The 16,015-nt window shown below is 40.2% G+C and carries 14 protein-coding genes and 1 riboswitch; of the genes, 7 read left to right on the forward strand and 7 right to left on the reverse strand.

Annotation, left to right across the window (positions count from 1 at the left end; translation table 11 throughout):
• Positions 1-116: 116 nt before the first annotated feature.
• Positions 117-968, reverse strand: a complete 852-nt coding sequence (gene ntrB / locus HG267_RS36310; protein ID WP_045873869.1) for a nitrate ABC transporter permease — start codon at positions 966-968, stop codon at positions 117-119.
• 89 nt (positions 969-1,057) lie between these two features.
• Positions 1,058-1,202: riboswitch (cyclic di-AMP (ydaO/yuaA leader) on the reverse strand.
• A 425-nt stretch (positions 1,203-1,627) separates the two neighbouring features.
• Here ntrB and HG267_RS36315 point away from each other — a divergent pair.
• Complete coding sequence (locus HG267_RS36315; RefSeq protein ID WP_045873868.1) at positions 1,628-2,815, forward strand: sensor histidine kinase; 1,188 nt, start codon at positions 1,628-1,630, stop codon at positions 2,813-2,815.
• A 156-nt stretch (positions 2,816-2,971) separates the two neighbouring features.
• On the opposite strand, the gene rnc is transcribed toward HG267_RS36315, so the two are convergent.
• The 3 genes from rnc to HG267_RS36330 all read right to left on the reverse strand — a co-directional run bounded on the left by rnc (position 2,972) and on the right by HG267_RS36330 (position 5,711).
• Positions 2,972-3,655, reverse strand: coding sequence for a ribonuclease III (rnc, locus tag HG267_RS36320; protein ID WP_045873867.1), 684 nt, complete (start codon positions 3,653-3,655; stop codon positions 2,972-2,974).
• Between the two features lie 158 nt (positions 3,656-3,813).
• The gene (locus HG267_RS36325; RefSeq protein ID WP_045873866.1) at positions 3,814-4,614 is read right to left on the reverse strand and encodes an NYN domain-containing protein; all 801 of its coding nucleotides are present in this window, start codon (positions 4,612-4,614) and stop codon (positions 3,814-3,816) included.
• 488 nt (positions 4,615-5,102) lie between these two features.
• A complete protein-coding gene (locus HG267_RS36330) occupies positions 5,103-5,711 on the reverse strand; it encodes a hypothetical protein (protein WP_045873865.1) in 609 nt (202 codons plus the stop codon).
• Between the two features lie 181 nt (positions 5,712-5,892).
• On the opposite strand from HG267_RS36330, the gene HG267_RS36335 reads away from it, so the two are divergent.
• A complete protein-coding gene (locus tag HG267_RS36335) occupies positions 5,893-7,020 on the forward strand; it encodes a hypothetical protein (protein WP_263420011.1) in 1,128 nt (375 codons plus the stop codon).
• On the forward strand, positions 6,995-7,615 hold the full coding sequence (locus tag HG267_RS36340; RefSeq protein ID WP_263420012.1) for a hypothetical protein: 621 nt from the start codon (positions 6,995-6,997) through the stop codon (positions 7,613-7,615). Before HG267_RS36335 ends, HG267_RS36340 begins: the two co-directional genes overlap by 26 nt.
• 8 nt (positions 7,616-7,623) lie before the next feature.
• On the opposite strand, the gene HG267_RS36345 is transcribed toward HG267_RS36340, so the two are convergent.
• Positions 7,624-8,166 (reverse strand): Uma2 family endonuclease, encoded by a 543-nt coding sequence (locus HG267_RS36345; RefSeq protein WP_045871080.1) that lies wholly within the window; start codon positions 8,164-8,166, stop codon positions 7,624-7,626.
• Positions 8,167-8,262: 96 nt separating this feature from the next.
• Between HG267_RS36345 and bchD the strand changes: the two genes are divergently transcribed.
• The gene (bchD, locus tag HG267_RS36350; protein ID WP_045871081.1) at positions 8,263-10,296 is read left to right on the forward strand and encodes a magnesium chelatase ATPase subunit D; all 2,034 of its coding nucleotides are present in this window, start codon (positions 8,263-8,265) and stop codon (positions 10,294-10,296) included.
• 90 nt (positions 10,297-10,386) lie between these two features.
• Here the strand turns inward: bchD and HG267_RS36355 are convergent, their stop codons facing one another.
• Positions 10,387-10,782 carry a four helix bundle protein gene (locus tag HG267_RS36355; RefSeq protein WP_045871082.1) on the reverse strand — a complete coding sequence of 132 codons (396 nt, stop codon included), beginning with the start codon at positions 10,780-10,782 and terminating at the stop codon, positions 10,387-10,389.
• Between the two features lie 44 nt (positions 10,783-10,826).
• Positions 10,827-11,612 carry an RNA polymerase sigma factor SigF gene (locus HG267_RS36360; protein ID WP_045871083.1) on the reverse strand — a complete coding sequence of 262 codons (786 nt, stop codon included), beginning with the start codon at positions 11,610-11,612 and terminating at the stop codon, positions 10,827-10,829.
• Between the two features lie 1,049 nt (positions 11,613-12,661).
• On the opposite strand from HG267_RS36360, the gene HG267_RS36365 reads away from it, so the two are divergent.
• The 3 genes from HG267_RS36365 (at position 12,662) to prfB (ending at position 15,914) form a co-directional block, all read left to right on the forward strand.
• Complete coding sequence (locus tag HG267_RS36365; protein ID WP_045871084.1) at positions 12,662-13,390, forward strand: Bax inhibitor-1 family protein; 729 nt, start codon at positions 12,662-12,664, stop codon at positions 13,388-13,390.
• 150 nt (positions 13,391-13,540) lie between these two features.
• Positions 13,541-14,663, forward strand: a protein-coding gene (locus HG267_RS36370; RefSeq protein ID WP_096622135.1) for a PCRF domain-containing protein whose coding sequence is annotated in 2 segments (ribosomal slippage) — positions 13,541-13,612 and positions 13,614-14,663 — 1,122 coding nt in all. Because the reading frame shifts where the segments join, the coding sequence is not laid out codon by codon here.
• 131 nt (positions 14,664-14,794) lie between these two features.
• A protein-coding gene (gene prfB / locus HG267_RS36375; RefSeq protein ID WP_096621659.1) for a peptide chain release factor 2 occupies positions 14,795-15,914 on the forward strand; the annotation gives its coding sequence in 2 pieces (ribosomal slippage) (positions 14,795-14,866 and positions 14,868-15,914; 1,119 coding nt in all).
• The last annotated feature ends 101 nt before the right edge of the window (positions 15,915-16,015 follow it).

The following is a 16,015-nucleotide window of genomic DNA, read 5'->3' on the forward strand; positions in this document are numbered from 1 at the left end:
TAATAGGGTAAATATGCTCACGCAGAGACGCAGCGAAAAGTCGGAGGGGACTGAACTTTTCAAGACAGAGGTGCAAAGGTCAGAGTTTTTGAGAGTTTTGGCGTGAGAAAAGTGAATTATTTAGCTACTGTGGGGCGACGGGTTACTAATTCTTGAAGTTTGCCAACTGCGTAATCAAGAATTAATCCAGTTAAGCCAATGACAAATACAGCGAGAAACACTGAACTCAAATTTAAACGACTCCATTCATCCCAAACAAAGAAGCCGATACCGATACCGCCGGTGAGCATTTCTACAGCAACAATTACTAGCCAAGCAATACCTAAACTAATTCGCAATCCAGTAAAAATATAGGGTAAGCTGGCAGGCCAAATAATTTTAGTAATGCGTCGCCAACGGCGTATTTCTAATACTCTGGCGACATCTAAATAATCTTTGGGAACGCTAGAAACTCCTAAGGCGGTGTTAATAATTGTCGGCCATAGGGAGGTGATGAAAATTACGAAAATTGCTGAAGGATCTGCCAAGTTGAAGATAGCTAAAGCAATTGGTAGCCAAGCTAAAGGCGATACTGGTTTAAAGATTTGAATAATGGGATTTAAGGCTAACATGGCGGATTTGGACATCCCAATCAAAAATCCCAAGGGAATCGCCACTATTGCACCTAAAAGAAAACCTAGCAATACTCTGCGTAGGCTGGCGAGTAATAACCAACCGACACCTAAGTTACCTGGCCCTCGTTCGTAGAAAGGGTTGAGAATGTAGTCCAGATTAGCAACAAGTGCTTCTGGTGGAGTAGGCATTAATTCATGATTGAATAATGCGACAATCCACCACAGTACGATGATTCCTAAAAATCCTAAAGCTGGGAGGATGACAACATCTTTAACCAGGACAGGTTTAGCTTTTTTCCAAGCGACTTGTCCAGCTACAGCAAAAATCGCAGCTAAATTTAGTTGCAATAGCATTTACAACCTCAACACAATGTAAGCACGGGTACAATAATCCGAGCAGTACCAGCCTTGGACACTGATGAGATTACAAAAATGTTTTCTCTTCAGTCTCCTCTCATTGCCTACGAAGTTAGCTGACGGGCTAGGGCTGAGAGATGCCCCTCTCCTGTAGGAGATACGCCCCATAAAATTGGTTCCTCCGCTCTAGTGTCACATACTGTAATACACTAGATTAGGCTGACTTACTCTAAGTCTGCTCAATATAACATGATTTATCAGTAAATTTATCTGTCTATAGATTTAAATTTTCAATTGAATTACTTAAATTTTATAGATATTCTCTTGGCTCAGTATTGTTTTACATCTATGTATATAGTCAGATTCAATCAGTTAATTATGGTGTGACCAGGCTTATTAAAGAAAGATATATCAAGCAACAAGGTATTTGAGCGTTTGATTAATTTTAAGAGTATAGAGATAAATAATATACATATTCATTGCAGAGCATTAGTTATTGAGCAAGCTAACACAGCAGTTAGCTGATGTAATAGTTAAAGAAATATATACCGTTTGGTAGTTGTATTTTTTTGGAATTAGCCTAACTCAAGGCGGCACTTGTTAAACTTAGTGCATATAGAATTTGGCTCATCTGTCTATTTACAGAATTTAAAATAATGGATTTTAGTCAAGTACTGGCTGAAAAGACTGAAAGTATCCTGCAAAAATGGGTGTTAGAGGTACGGAAAGATCAACATATTGAAAGCGCGGATGATTTATCTTATACAGCAATCAAAAATCATCTGCCTGATGTCATCAAAGCAATGGTCACAGTACTGTCAAAATCCCAGGGTAATGATGTAAAATCAATTGTTGTGGCTAGTTGGCAGCACGGAGTTCTGCGCGCTGAACAGGGCTTTGATCCAGGCGAAATTGCGCGGGAATATCATCTGCTGAGAAGAGTAATATTTGAAACTATAGAAACAAATTTATTACAAGGAACACCAACAGCAATTGTGCGGGCGATGCGGTTAATTGATACTGTAATTGATGAAGCGATCGCACGGTGTTTTAATAGTTATTTTGAAGAGCGCTTGCGAGAATTACAACAGTTATATAATTCATTGATGCTGCATAACGAAGAACTTAATCGTTTAGTAAACGCTAACCAAGATTATCTGGCTCAATTAGCACACGAATTAAAAAGTCCTTTAGCTTCAATTATTGGTTATTCAGATTTATTTTTACGCCAACAAAGGCAGCAAACTAGAGTAAATAACAACAATGTAAATGTAGAACATATTGAAAGAGTACTACGTAATGGTAGGCATTTACTCCGCCTAATTAACGATATTTTAGAGATATCGCGCTACGACGCAGGAAAGGTACAACCAGAACCAGAATTGATTAATGTGAGCGAAATCATCAACAATGTTCTGGAAATGTTGGAACCTTTAGCTAGGGAACAAAAGTTACCAATTGTCGTTAATTGCCAAAGCGCTCCTCAACAAATTTTTACAGATCCAGTTAAATTACAACAAGTTATTACAAATCTTATTAGCAATGCTATTCGCTATACTGAATCTGGAAGCATTGATATCAGCTGTCAGATATTGGACGATCAAAAATGGGCGATCGCAGTTAAGGATACAGGTATTGGGATTGCGCCAGAAAATCAAACTCAGATATTTGATCCATACTTCCGCGTGGGTTGTCAGAAGTCCTATGTTCCCGGAAGTACTGGGCTAGGGTTAGCAATAGTGGCGCGGCTGGTAAAACTATTGCAAGGTGAAATTAACTTAGTTTCAGAAGTTGGGGTTGGTTCAACTTTTTCTTTAACTTTCCCTTTGCAATTAAAAATGTAAAAAATTTGATTTCGTGCATAGATAAGTAGGGTGTGTTGTCGCGCAGCGCAACGCACCGACAAAGCATTAATAATTCAAGATAAATTGAATTTTTCTCACCAATTTACTTCAATGCCAAAGATAATTTTGTATCTATGCACTAGTCAAAAATTTTATTTACAACAATCCTTGTCTTTTTAATTTAGCTAATGCATCTTCAGCCGCAGCTTTTTCCGCATCTTTCTTGTTGCGTCCCTTACCTTCTCCGTACTCTTTTTTATCGACAAAAACTTTAGCTAAAAACTCTGGCGCGTGAGATAACCCACCCGTTTGCACTGTCTCGTATACGGGAGGAGTCGGACTAACGTTGCGTTGTACCCATTCTTGAAAGCGATTTTTAGAATCTACATTAGAACGAATCACAACAACTTGTTCTGGTACAGAATCAAATAGTGGTGCAACAATGGCGCGTACTGCTTCAATATTAGAATCATTATCTAAATAATAAGCGGCTAGAACTGCTTCAAAGGTACTACTGAGTAAATTAGGATTTTGGTAACCACCATCCCGAATTGCACCTTTTCCTAGACGCATTCTAAAATCTAAACCTACCTCAATAGCAAACTTCGCTAATTGTTTTTCATCAACTAATGCAGAACGTCGCCTTGTTAATTCATCTTCTCCCTTTTCCGGGTGACGATTATAGAGGTACTCACCGCTTAAATAATTTAGCAAAGCATCACCCAGAAATTCTAAGCGTTCGTTGTGTTCGCCTTCTCCGGGATTTTCATGAACATAAGAACGGTGGGTAAGCGCACGGCGTAATAGTTTTTCGTCACGGAATGTTAGAAGTTTGTGCATTTTTATCTGGTGTTTTGTTGCGAAAAGTAACTGTTGGGAAATTTGTCTTTAAACATGAAAAAACCGCAAATAGCGGCGCTGTTTAGTCAATCTTTGGGTAGGGTGCGTTAGGCTTTAGCCTAACGCACCGCCAGATAACTAGGTTGTGAAAATCCAACTTAAGCAGCAAGTTTATCTAACTCAATTAAAAACAATTGCTGATTTTGCATTTTGACTTTTCCATCCTTCACAGCAACGTCAACAAACTTACTAAAGCGTGAAAATGGTTTACCATCAGGTTTCATAATTGAAGAAACCCCCTGATAGTTAGCACAACGCTGACGCATTAGTTTATCAATGTATCCAAATACTGTAGGCTTACCTTGGTGTAAAGCAGTTTTGATAGCCTCAGTTAAATAATTTATAGCTTCATTGTAACTAATTTGAGACTTAAAAACCGTAGTTTGAGGTTGAGTCTCATTAGCGACTAACTGAGGTAATTCATCCACAAAATGAAAGTTATCATCACCAACTAATTTAATCAGTTTTGGACTTGCACTACCTCTTTGAGCAAAGATTATCACCTTTTTACCCAAAGCTTGGAGTATAGAAATTAAGCCAGCATAGTCCCAGTCTCCTAATACGAGAATAATTATATTAGGAATAGGTGAACGCTGGGGAGTAAATAACTGAACACAGTCAGCCATCAATCGATGATCTGCACTGTTTTTTGAACTATCAGGAACATCAACACATGAAAAACCAAGACTTTCTAAAATATTCTTCGTAGCAGTTTGGTATTTATGTTTTGAATTATAATAAAGGTTTTTGCAATGTATACATCCTCTCAATTGGGCAAATTTTAGTAATAAATGACCTTTTTCTTTAATTGAGTTAACGTTTTGAAGATCCCAAAAAATACCGATATAATTTTTCTGTTGACTTGCCTGTCTATTTAAGGAGATGTGAATGTCTGCCATTGGAATTTATCCAGTGTTGTTTGGTGAACTGGACAGCTTCAAAAAATCACACATTTGGCAGTAGCATGGCTTTATATAACGGATGTATCCTCAATTAATACTTCCCTGCTATAAAGCTTTCTACTAAGGCTTTCGTTTGGTTCAAGTCTCAGCCGTAGAACTCCTGGCTTACTACCAAGCATCGCGTCATCGCTTCCCCTGAATGTTCACCCAAACATCTTGTCTTACCTTTAAAAACTCTAGTCAATCAGTAGACTAGATATCAGTCTGAAGATTCAGCCGAAGGGATGACACGAAGCTTGTCAGTAAACTAGGAATTCTGCTGCTGAGACAACACCAAATACTTGCACTTTAGAGTGAATTATTTTGCTGTCTCTATACTGAGAATTGCATAGTGTTAAAGTTATGTCAATACCCCTTTTGGTGAAAAATTACACAAGCGATCGCCCGATACAATAACTTTACAATTCATCTGTAGTTTTATTTGATTAAGGTTTACTTTCGGCGATCGCACTATACAAAATGCCTAATATTTTCTTAACATCTTTGATGTAATATTCGCTCAAATCAATCGAAACTATATTTCCTTCTAGCTTCAAAAATTGCCAGATAGTCCCGATAGTTACAGCACCATATATAGCCTTGATGTGATTTTGACTTTTATCGTTAAATAATTGGGCGGCTACCATCTCAGCAATACATTGCGCTAACCCAGATCTTAAATTTTCATTCTTACTTTCTACGAGAACAACAACTGGACTGCGTACAAGTAACTGCTCGGAAGATAGACTTAAGATAAAATCACAAAAACCATTGAGTCCGCGTTGGCTATCAACTGTAAAATCGACTCCAGAAAATAAACTGATTTCATAATTAAATTTCCGCCTAATTTCTAGTAATATCGGGCTAATAATCATTTCGCTGCGAGCTTTCTCAGAACTGATAGCAACTGCTAAATCAACATTTTCTTTGAGGATGGTAGATAATAAATCGCTACATTCTTGCTCTTGGACGCTGGCAAACATTCCAGATGATTCGTGGATGGTTAAACTAAAAGCATCAATAATCTCAGCTAGTTTAAAATCACTATAAGCCATAAACAAATTAGAAATTAAGCTTTGGCGGAAATATTTTACTTAAATCAAGAGATAAATCAGAAAAACAAGGTAAAATTATCATTTGATTACTCCCGGTTCGCTCATTTTTTTCTGAGTTAGCCAAAAAAGTATACCTCTAGATATATTCCAAAAAGAACTAAGTAGGTATAAGTTCGGGTTTATGGAATTTGAACCCAGAATTACAAACGAACGAGTTGATGATATACCCCTACTGCTAACACAACTGGAGCAGATGGGAGTAGAACAACTAATCGATAAACATTTTCCATGTCACGGAAACTGGCAAGGATTAAATCTAGGTAGTGTGGTGGTAATATGGTTAACACACATATTATCGCAAGCAGATCACCGTTTGAACCACGTTCAAGGTTGGGTGAGTAAGCGGTTAGAAACGTTAAAAAGCTTTACGGAAGAATCTTTACGCTCGCTCGATTTGGCAGATGACCGTTTGCAAGCAGTATTACGTTACCTATCTATAGATGCAAACTGGTTTTCATTTGAGTCGGAACTAGGAAGTAGTTTGCTACGGGTGTACGATATTATCCCAGAACAGGTACGTTTAGATAGTACAACGGCTTCAAGTCATTGTGGAGTTAACCCAGAAGGCTTATTTCAATGGGGTCATAGCAAAGACAATCGTCCGGATTTGGCGCAAGTGAAAATAATGCTATCGACATTAGACCCATTAGGAATGCCAATAGCGACGGAAATATTGTCAGGAGAAAAAGCAGATGACCCATTATATATTCCAGCAATAGATAAAGTACGTTCAACAATAAAAAAGTCAGAATTGTTATATATTGGTGACTGTAAAATGTCATCAATAAAGACAAGAACTCATATAGTATTGGGCGGAGATTTTTACTTATGTCCTTTAACAGCCAAGCAAGTATCTAACGAAGAACTAAGCAAATATCTCCAACCAGTTTGGGATGGTCAACAAGAACTAACAATTATAGATTACGAATATGCAGATGCCAAAACCAAAAATATAGCGGATGGCTTTGAAATAGAGATTATCCATGAAATAGAGATTGATGGGCAAGAAATCTCTTGGTCGGAAAGACAATTAATTGTGCGCTCATTTGCGATTCAAAAAACAGCAGAAAAACATCTACGTGAACGAATACAGAAAACAGTAGATGCTCTAGAAAAACTTAAAGTGCCTCGACGTGGCAAGAAAAAGCTCACTTCACACTTTGAATGGTTAGAAACATGTGAAGCTATTTTCAACAGATATCAAACAAGTGGATTATTTCAAGTTGACATTCAAACAAAAAAGAGTTAAAAAAGTTCAAAAAAGATACCGAGACCGCAAAGCTAGAATAGTAGAAGAACTATGGTTTGACATGAGTTTTAAGATTGACGATTCCGCAGTTCAACACCAAATTCAAATGTTAGGCTGGCGGGTTTACGTTACAAATAAAAATCCAAATGAATTTGGTTTAAAACAAGCAGTTCGTGCCTATAGAGATGAGTACTTAATGGAACGAGGATTTGCGAGGCTGAAAAACTTTCCTCTTTCATTGACTCCGATATATTTACAACGTGAAGACCATATTACTGGTTTAATAAGACTACTGTCTATTGGTTTGCGAGTTTTAAACCTTTTAGAATTCCAGGTTCGCCACAATCTAGAAAAAGAGAAAGAAAAACTTGCGGGTCTTTATGTTGGCAATCCGAAGCGCGAAACTACAAGACCTAGCGCAGAAATAATTCTGGCTGCATTTAAAGAGATTACACTGCTGTTGATTGAGGTGAAAAACGAAATTTATGCTCACTTGACCGCTCTTTCACCTTTGCAGAAGCGTATTCTTGCTTTACTGGGCTTTTCCATCAGTATTTACACTCAACTTGATGGTCAATCTTTTACTCCTGAGTAGTCTTTCTTCTAACTTCCAAAAAAATGGGCGAACTGGGAGTGATTAGTTAAGACAATTCGCTTACTTGAATAACCGTATTTTCCCAGACTATCTGCATAAGGTTCGCTGTAACATTCTAAGTGATTATCAAATAAATTAAATATCCAATAATCAGTAATTCCAGCTTTAGCATAAAGGGGAATTTTTACAACTTGGTCATAATCTAAAGAAGAATCTGCAACCTCTATAAGCAGTAACACATCAATAGGTGATGGGTGGGCAGATAGATAATTATCATCTTTGTTTTTAACAATCGCAAAATCCGGTTCAGGTTCGCTGTTAGGGGGTATTGTAATTGGCGCTTGAGATTGCAAAGTAGCTCTATCTTCTACTAACTTCGGTAACAGTTTCCACAAATTTCTTAAACAAGTTTCATGTGCTTTACCCTTCGATACCATTTCGATGATTTCTCCGTTGACTAATTCAATATGGTCATCCTCATGGAAAAAACCTAACTCTGTGAGTCTGTGGTATTCGTCTAAAGTGAAGCGTTTAGCCTGAGCAATACTCATCAATCTTGCTCCTTGGGGAAAGTTGTCACAACACTTATTCTAAATGTGCCAGAAGCTTGATATGCTAAAAGCCGAGACTAGCTATATTGCCAAACAATGCCTGCGCCTACTATCACCCCTAAAGTCACTTCCTTCCCACTGACAGCCGTAGTCGGACAAGAAGCAATTAAATTAGCTTTACTCTTAGCAGCAGTTGATCCTGGATTGGGTGGAGTGGCGATCGCAGGCCGTCGTGGTACGGCAAAATCTGTGATGGCTCGTGCAATTCACGCCTTGCTACCACCCATTGAAGTTGTTGAAGGTTCGATTAGTAACTGTGACCCCAATCAGCCCCAAGATTGGGACGATCTCCTGTTAGCAGAATACGCAGATAAAGACATTCAAGAAGTTCCTACTGCAATTGTCCCTGCGCCGTTTGTGCAAATTCCCCTAGGGGTGACAGAAGACAGGCTCCTGGGTTCTGTGGATGTGGAAAAATCGGTAAAAGAAGGGGACACGGTATTTCAGCCTGGTTTACTCGCTACAGCTAACCGGGGTGTGTTGTATGTGGATGAAATCAACTTATTAGATGACCAAATTAGCAATCAGCTACTAACAGTATTATCAGAAGGACGCAACCAAATTGAACGGGAAGGGATCAGCTTTCAGCATCCCTGCAAACCTTTGTTTATTGCTACCTATAACCCAGAAGAAGGCGCATTACGGGAGCATTTACTAGATAGAATTGCGATCGCACTCTCAGCAGATGGAGTCCTGGGTTTAGATCAAAGAGTACAAGCAGTTGAACAAGCGATCGCTTATTCAGTATCTCCCCAAGAATTCCTAGAACAATATAACGAAGACTTAGACGGACTGAAAACTCAAATTATCCTGGCGCGGGAATGGTTGAAAGATGTCACAATTACCCACGATCAAATTGCTTACTTGGTAAACGAAGCTATTCGTGGCGGCGTTCAAGGACACCGCGCCGAGTTATTTGCAGTGCGTGTGGCGAAAGCGGCAGCGGCTTTGGAAGGACGCAACACCGTCAACGCAGAAGACTTGCGCCGCGCTGTGGAATTGGTAATTGTTCCCCGCGCTACAGTTGTGCAGACACCACCACCAGAACAACAAGCACCACCACCACCCCCGCCGCCACCTCAGCCACCAGAAAATCAGGACGAATCTGAACAAGACGAACAGGAAGAAGAACAGGAACAAGAGGAACAAGAACAACAAGAACCACCCAGCATCCCCGAAGAATTTATCTTCGATCCAGAAGGGGTGATCCTTGATGATACTGTGCTTTATTTTGCTCAGATGGCAAAGAGGCAAGGTAAATCTGGTAGCCGCAGTATTATCTTCTCAGACGACCGGGGACGCTACATTAAGCCCATGTTGCCCAAAGGCAAGGTGAGACGCATTGCTGTAGATGCCACACTCAGAGCCGCAGCACCGTATCAAAAAGCACGTAGAGAAAGACACCCCGATCGCAAAGTCATAGTTGAACAGGGAGACATCCGCGCCAAGCGCTTAGTACGCAAAGCTGGGGCGTTGGTAGTATTTGTAGTAGATGCTTCTGGCTCCATGGCCCTCAACCGGATGCAGTCAGCTAAAGGTGCAGTCATGCAACTTTTGACCGAAGCATACCAAAACCGCGACCAAATAGCCTTAATTCCTTTCCGTGGCGAACAAGCAGAAGTATTATTACCTCCTACTCGTTCCATTGCTTTAGCACGTAACCGTTTGGAAAGACTACCCTGTGGTGGCGGTTCACCCTTAGCGCATGGTTTAACCCAAGCTGTACGCGTTGGGTTAAATGCTCAAATGAGTGGAGATATTGGGCAAGTTGTGGTTGTAGCGATCACCGATGGTCGGGGTAATATACCCTTAGCTCGTTCTTTGGGTGAACCACAGGAACCAGGAGAAAAGCCAGATATCAAAAGCGAATTGTTAGAAATTGCAGCGAGAATTCGCGCTTTGGGAATACAGCTGTTAGTAATTGATACGGAGAGTAAATTTGTTTCCACTGGCTTTGCCAAAGAATTAGCGCAAACAGCCGGAGGTAAATATTATCATTTGCCGAAAGCGACCGATAAAGCGATTGCTGCCATGACTAAAGGTGCGATCGCGGATTTAAAATCTCGTTGAGTAGAGATGAGGGGGATGAGGGGGATGAGGGGGATGAGGGGGATGAGGGGGATGAGGGGGATGAGGGGGATGAGGGGGATGAGGGAGAGATTAATGCTTAATTAGCCAAGGTGATGGTTTGTTGATTATGTGTACTAAGCCGCTAATAACTTTATTGTATGTACCATAGAGTTCTCGGCCTATTTCAATATCCATGTAGTTACACTTAACAGCAAACTCAATCCAAGTCTGAGTCTCCGCCGATTCTGCCTCACAGTCATTTAACTTCGCTACAAAAGCTACTTGATATCTTCTTTTACGCCATCCCTCAGCAAAATTAGCACAAACTGAACGAGAAGAACGACGAATCTGATCGGTGAGTGAATAGCGTTCTTCTAATGGAAAATTTTTAGATAGTTCAAAAATATTCATGGCTCCATCAAAAGCCATTTTATATACTACTAAGTCTTTATGGTCTTTAATAACTTTTCCACTATTCTCCCTCATCTCCCTTATCTACCTCGTCTCCCTCATCTACCCTTACTACTGAACTATGACCCATTAGCTACAGCTTGCGGTTGTAAATAGGAAATTAAATCTTGAATTCCCTTTTGCAGATATCGCGTTACTGTCATGGGGCTGGTACCGATATTTTTAGCTGCATCCTTGCGGGAAAGTTCTTTTAAAAATACTAATTCAACTGCCATACGCGGCTTTTCTTCTAACAAACTGATAGCACCTTGCAGTTGTTGGCGTTCTTCTTCTTGTTGCTGAAGCGCACTAGAACGAGGACAAGGAAGGGCTTCACCTAAAGTTATTTGACAATCAACATAATGAACTGCAGTAGCATCTAAACTTAAAGGCATCCGATTTTGAGCAGCTAATTTAGTTTCTTGCCATTCTTGAACAGAGACATGCAGCTGTTTAGCGATTTCGGAATCTTTAGGAGGACGACCTAAAGCAATTGATAATTCTTTGCGAACCTTTTGCCCCTCATTATATAATTCTTGCCAACGCCGGGGAATTTTTAATAGAGTACTGCGATCGCGCAGAAAATGCAGCATCTCACCGCGAATATATGGTACAGCGAAGGAACTAAACGCATATCCTTGGCTGGGATCAAAGCGTTCAATGGCTCTAATCAAACCAAAATAACCGATTTGTTCTAAATCTTCATAAGGTTCATTACATTGATGGCTAAATTTGTGAGCCATCTTCCGTACTAAACCAGTATGTAGCTGTACAAGTTGATTACGAAGTTTAATAGAAGGATTCTGGTGGTATAAATGTAATAGCTCTATACCATCTATTCGCACAGAGGACTCACTTGCTGCCATATAAAAATTCCTTTGTTGTAACTCCTTTTTCTGAAGAAATGGAGTTGCGTATATTGTTATCAAAGCTGTCATTATTTTCCTTAGACGAGACTGAATAAACCATCGTCGTTATACTGAACTTATTAGGGTCTCGAAGCTCTAGTTCAGTATTTACACGCATGATTTTTTATTGATCTCTGTTGTTGATAAAAGTAGTTTTCTCCACAACAATTTGCAGAAGCTCATTCTCTTGAGTTCTGGCAACACACCTTAAATGTTTCTGCTTAAAAATACATACATTTATCAATGAGTATCTTGCTTGCTGAGTTGAATGGGAAAAAAATACTACCAACCTATCTAAAATTTAGATTGCCCATTCTGCTATCAGAACTAACCATACCAGCATTTGCGGAGATTGCTGGACATCGAAAAGTTATCTCAATCGCCCTATTTTGGCTGCTTCTAATTTACTGACTCAATATTACCGATCCTTACCTTTGCTCTTGGGCAGGAACAATCAAGAATTCTCTATCAGTAAGAACAATACTGTAGAGTCTCCAAAAACTCAAGACTAAAATTTTTTAAGCACAAAAGTATCGTTCTGATTTGATAAATACACCAAAAAACAGAATTTATCTAGGGGAGTTACAGAAATTAAATTATCCAATTAAGAGAGTGAAGACCACAATCATCGTCTTCCTCTAGGTTGAAAATAGTTATGGGGCATAGGGAAGGCAGTGCGTTGCGGAGCCAGTCGCATGAGCGGGTTCCCCCCGTTGTAGCAACTGCCGTCATAGGGCATGGGAAAGACAGATTTTTATGCTTGGTTGTGCCAAAACTAGGCATTAATAGCTGACTTGAAAGTGCTGAGTACAAATACTGCCCATTGCTACTTTCATACATGGTGATGAAATTTTTTTCATTGGGACTGCCTCCTCTGCTCCTTCTACTTACATAACGATAGGATATTTATTTGGAAGTCCTTAGCGTTACTCCCTGGTTACTTGCCGCAGATATTGGTAAAAATGAGAGTAAAGCAGAACGTTTATCTGTAAAACACTTTTTTAAATATGAGCAACACCAGCAATTTTCGTGATGCCATTCGGGACGCTAGAACTCAAGCCCTCGTAGGCCCTAATGTAATTGCCAATGCCCTTCCTTATGTCGGTGGCGGTCTTGTACTCACAGCACTGGGAACTTACGGTGGTTTGGGAGTTATCCGTACTAACCCCGGAATTTTCTTTCCCACCTTCATTGGTGCGGTAATTCTAGAGCTAATTTTGTTCTTTGTGGCGCAAAATGTTGCTGAAAAAGGCAACAAAGGTTTGGCATTACCCCTACTAGCTACCTATAGCCTCTTAACTGGATATACTCTCAGTGGCTTAGTGTTTGTCGCCTTGAGAACTCAAGGTGTAGGCATTCAAGGTATTGGTTTAGCTGCCCTAGGTTGTGGTGTTACCTTTATTGTTGCCCGTCAAATTGGTTCCAATCTTTCGGAACAAGACGGGATGGCTTTAAGTAAAACCGTCTCTCTCGGCATCATTGCCTTAGTAGTTGTCTGTTTGGCTCAATTTGTCTTTGCTTTGTTTGGTGTTTATACACCAACCTGGCTAGAAATAGCAATTTCTGGTTTGGGCGTATTTTTGTTCGTCGGCGCATCTGTAGTTGATTTCTATATCTTGCCTCGTACTTATCGCAACGATCAGTACTTGCCTGCGGCTTTGTCTATGTACCTCACATACATCAACCTATTCATTTTTATTTTGCGGTTGCTAATTGCCCTGAATGGCCGTGATTAAGCACCCATAGGTAAGTAAAATTGATAAATTATTACCGTGGTTGTTGAGATTCAACCACGGTTTTTTAATTTGGATGACATTTAAACTTAAGAAGAAATTTTTGTAATACAATATGTAGTAAGTTATCAGCCGTAAGTGAGCAAAGTTATGCTGGAACTCTCAAACATCAAACGTGAAGTAAAAAGGTTATCGAATATCCTGGGCAAAGCAGAAGATTGTCTTTGACCTGGGAGAAATAACTGCAAGAATTCAAGAATTAGAAAATATAATTTCTCGGCCTAATTTTTGGGAAACTAGCGTTAGTGCCTATGAAACAGTTAGAGATATTGAATCTCTCAATGCCAAAAAGATACAATATCAGCGATCGCATTCACTTCTAGGAGATATCAAAGCTGCTCTAGAACTGTTAGAATACTCTGCCGATGAGCAATTATTGCATGAGGCGCAAACTAACCTGATCCAGCTTCAACAAGAACTTAAAACACTAGAAATACAACAGTTACTAGTTGAATATTACGACCAAAAGAGCGCATATCTTACTATTACTGCCGGGGTTGGTGGAATAGATGCCGAAGATTGGGCTTCGATTTTGTTGAGAATGTACTATCGGTGGGCAAATAGCCACAATTACAAAGTATATCTAGTCGCAGAATCTTGCAAAGATGTAGCTGGAATTAAGTCCGCTACCCTAGAAATTACAGGTCTTTACGCATACGGCTGCCTCAAATCAGAACAAGGAACTCATGTAAAAATAGTTAGGATTTATCCCCAAAATGGTAATGGTAAGCGACTCACTTGCAAAGCAATTGTAGAAGTTAGCCCCATTTTAGATAAATCTTTTGAGTTAGAAATTCCAGAAAAGGATTTAGATATAACTAAATGTTGGCATAGTGGAAATGTCAACCGCCCACAAACGTGGGTACAAGTTTTTCATATTCCTACAGGAATTACTGTCTTGTGTGACCAAGAACGTAATCAACTGCAGAACCAAGAGCAAGCCTTAGCTATTCTTAAAAGTAAGCTATGGGCTTTCATGCAAGCCCAAGGTGTTCAGAATATTTCTGATCTTCAATCTGGCAGAATCAAATCTCTATTCAAAAAGCCCATCCGTGAATATATCTTGCATCCCTATACCAGGGTCAAGGATTTGCGTACCCAAGTAGAAACAACAGCTGCAACGGAGGTTTTGAATGGTGACATTGATTTTTTGATCAAAGCCTATTTGCAACAGCAATATCAAACCCTAGCGCGAGCAAATATGCATACTGAATAATTTCTGTAATTTTAGCAACTTAGACAAATGCAACGAGAGAACTTGGTCAACTACAGCTAAAATCAAAAAGGAAAATAGAAATTAAGAGCAAGTTCCTTACCATCGGGAGCGCTTTATCTTTAGTAAGCACTATGGATGTCTTAGAACTCAAACGCGAAATCGAAACGTTGTCTTACCGCCTGGGTAAAACCCAGGACTATCTTTGACGTACCTGCACTGACAGCGAAAATTCAAGATTTAGAACAAATTTCCGCCCAGCCAGAATTTTGGGACGACCAAACTAAAGCCCAAGAAACTCTACAAGAACTCAATGACCTGAAAGCCCACCTTGAGCAGTATCATCAGTGGCAAACTCATCTGGAAGATACCAAGGCTGTGGTTGAGTTGTTGGAGTTAGAAACCGACGAATCGCTGTTGCAAGAAGCGGAATCTACGATTACCACACTCAATAGCGAACTCGATCAGTGGGAGTTACAACAATTACTTTCCGGCCCCTATGACGATAAAGGCGCGGTGTTAACAATTAACGCTGGTGCAGGTGGTACAGACGCTCAAGACTGGGCATTCATGCTGATGCGAATGTATACCCGTTGGGCAGAAGCCCACGGTTACAAGGTGGCTTTAGCTGAAGAGTCAGAAGGTGATGAAGCCGGGATTAAATCGGCTACTTTGGAAATTACTGGTCGCTACGCCTATGGTTATTTGCGATCGGAAACTGGTACACATCGCTTAGTGCGGATTTCGCCATTTAACGCCAATGGTAAACGCCAAACCAGTTTTGCTGGGGTGGAAGTTATGCCACAAATAGATAGTTCTGTACAACTAGACATTCCCGAAAAGGATTTAGAAATTACTACATCTCGTGCTGGTGGTAAAGGCGGACAGAACGTCAACAAAGTAGAAACAGCAGTGCGAATTGTTCACATTCCCACTGGTCTGGCTGTGCGTTGTACAGAAGAGCGATCGCAATTGCAAAATAAAGAGAAAGCTTTAGCTCGTCTCAAAGCAAAGTTGCTAGTGATTGCGCGAGAACAACGCGCCCAAGAAATTGCCGAAATTCGCGGCGATATGGTGGAAGCTTCTTGGGGTAACCAAATCCGTAACTATGTGTTTCACCCATACCAAATGGTGAAGGATTTGCGTACCAACATTGAAACAACAGCCATTACCGATGTGATGAACGGCGACCTTGACGCTTTCATTCAAGCCTATTTGCGTCAAGAAAACCAACTTGTAGAAAGTACTGTTTAGTTGGGGATTGGGGAACTTGGGGCCCCCTCTGGGGATAAGGGGTAATGGGGATTGGGGACTGGGGACTGGGAACTGGGGAAGATGAGGGAGATGAGGGGGAT

Source organism: Tolypothrix sp. PCC 7601 (genome assembly GCF_025677855.1).
In the GTDB taxonomy this organism is placed as follows: Bacteria; Cyanobacteriota; Cyanobacteriia; order Cyanobacteriales; family Nostocaceae; genus Aulosira; species Aulosira diplosiphon.

Coding starts and splice junctions, on each gene's coding strand:
- HG267_RS36345 (WP_045871080.1), bottom strand. CDS start 8,166: ATGAGTATTGCTCAGGCTAAACGCTTCACTTTAGACGAATACCACAGA.
- HG267_RS36335 (WP_263420011.1), top strand. CDS start 5,893: ATGGAATTTGAACCCAGAATTACAAACGAACGAGTTGATGATATACCC.
- ntrB (WP_045873869.1), bottom strand. CDS start 968: ATGCTATTGCAACTAAATTTAGCTGCGATTTTTGCTGTAGCTGGACAA.
- HG267_RS36315 (WP_045873868.1), top strand. CDS start 1,628: ATGGATTTTAGTCAAGTACTGGCTGAAAAGACTGAAAGTATCCTGCAA.
- bchD (WP_045871081.1), top strand. CDS start 8,263: ATGCCTGCGCCTACTATCACCCCTAAAGTCACTTCCTTCCCACTGACA.
- HG267_RS36365 (WP_045871084.1), top strand. CDS start 12,662: ATGAGCAACACCAGCAATTTTCGTGATGCCATTCGGGACGCTAGAACT.
- rnc (WP_045873867.1), bottom strand. CDS start 3,655: ATGCACAAACTTCTAACATTCCGTGACGAAAAACTATTACGCCGTGCG.
- HG267_RS36325 (WP_045873866.1), bottom strand. CDS start 4,614: ATGGCAGACATTCACATCTCCTTAAATAGACAGGCAAGTCAACAGAAA.
- HG267_RS36360 (WP_045871083.1), bottom strand. CDS start 11,612: ATGGCAGCAAGTGAGTCCTCTGTGCGAATAGATGGTATAGAGCTATTA.
- HG267_RS36330 (WP_045873865.1), bottom strand. CDS start 5,711: ATGGCTTATAGTGATTTTAAACTAGCTGAGATTATTGATGCTTTTAGT.
- HG267_RS36355 (WP_045871082.1), bottom strand. CDS start 10,782: ATGAGGGAGAATAGTGGAAAAGTTATTAAAGACCATAAAGACTTAGTA.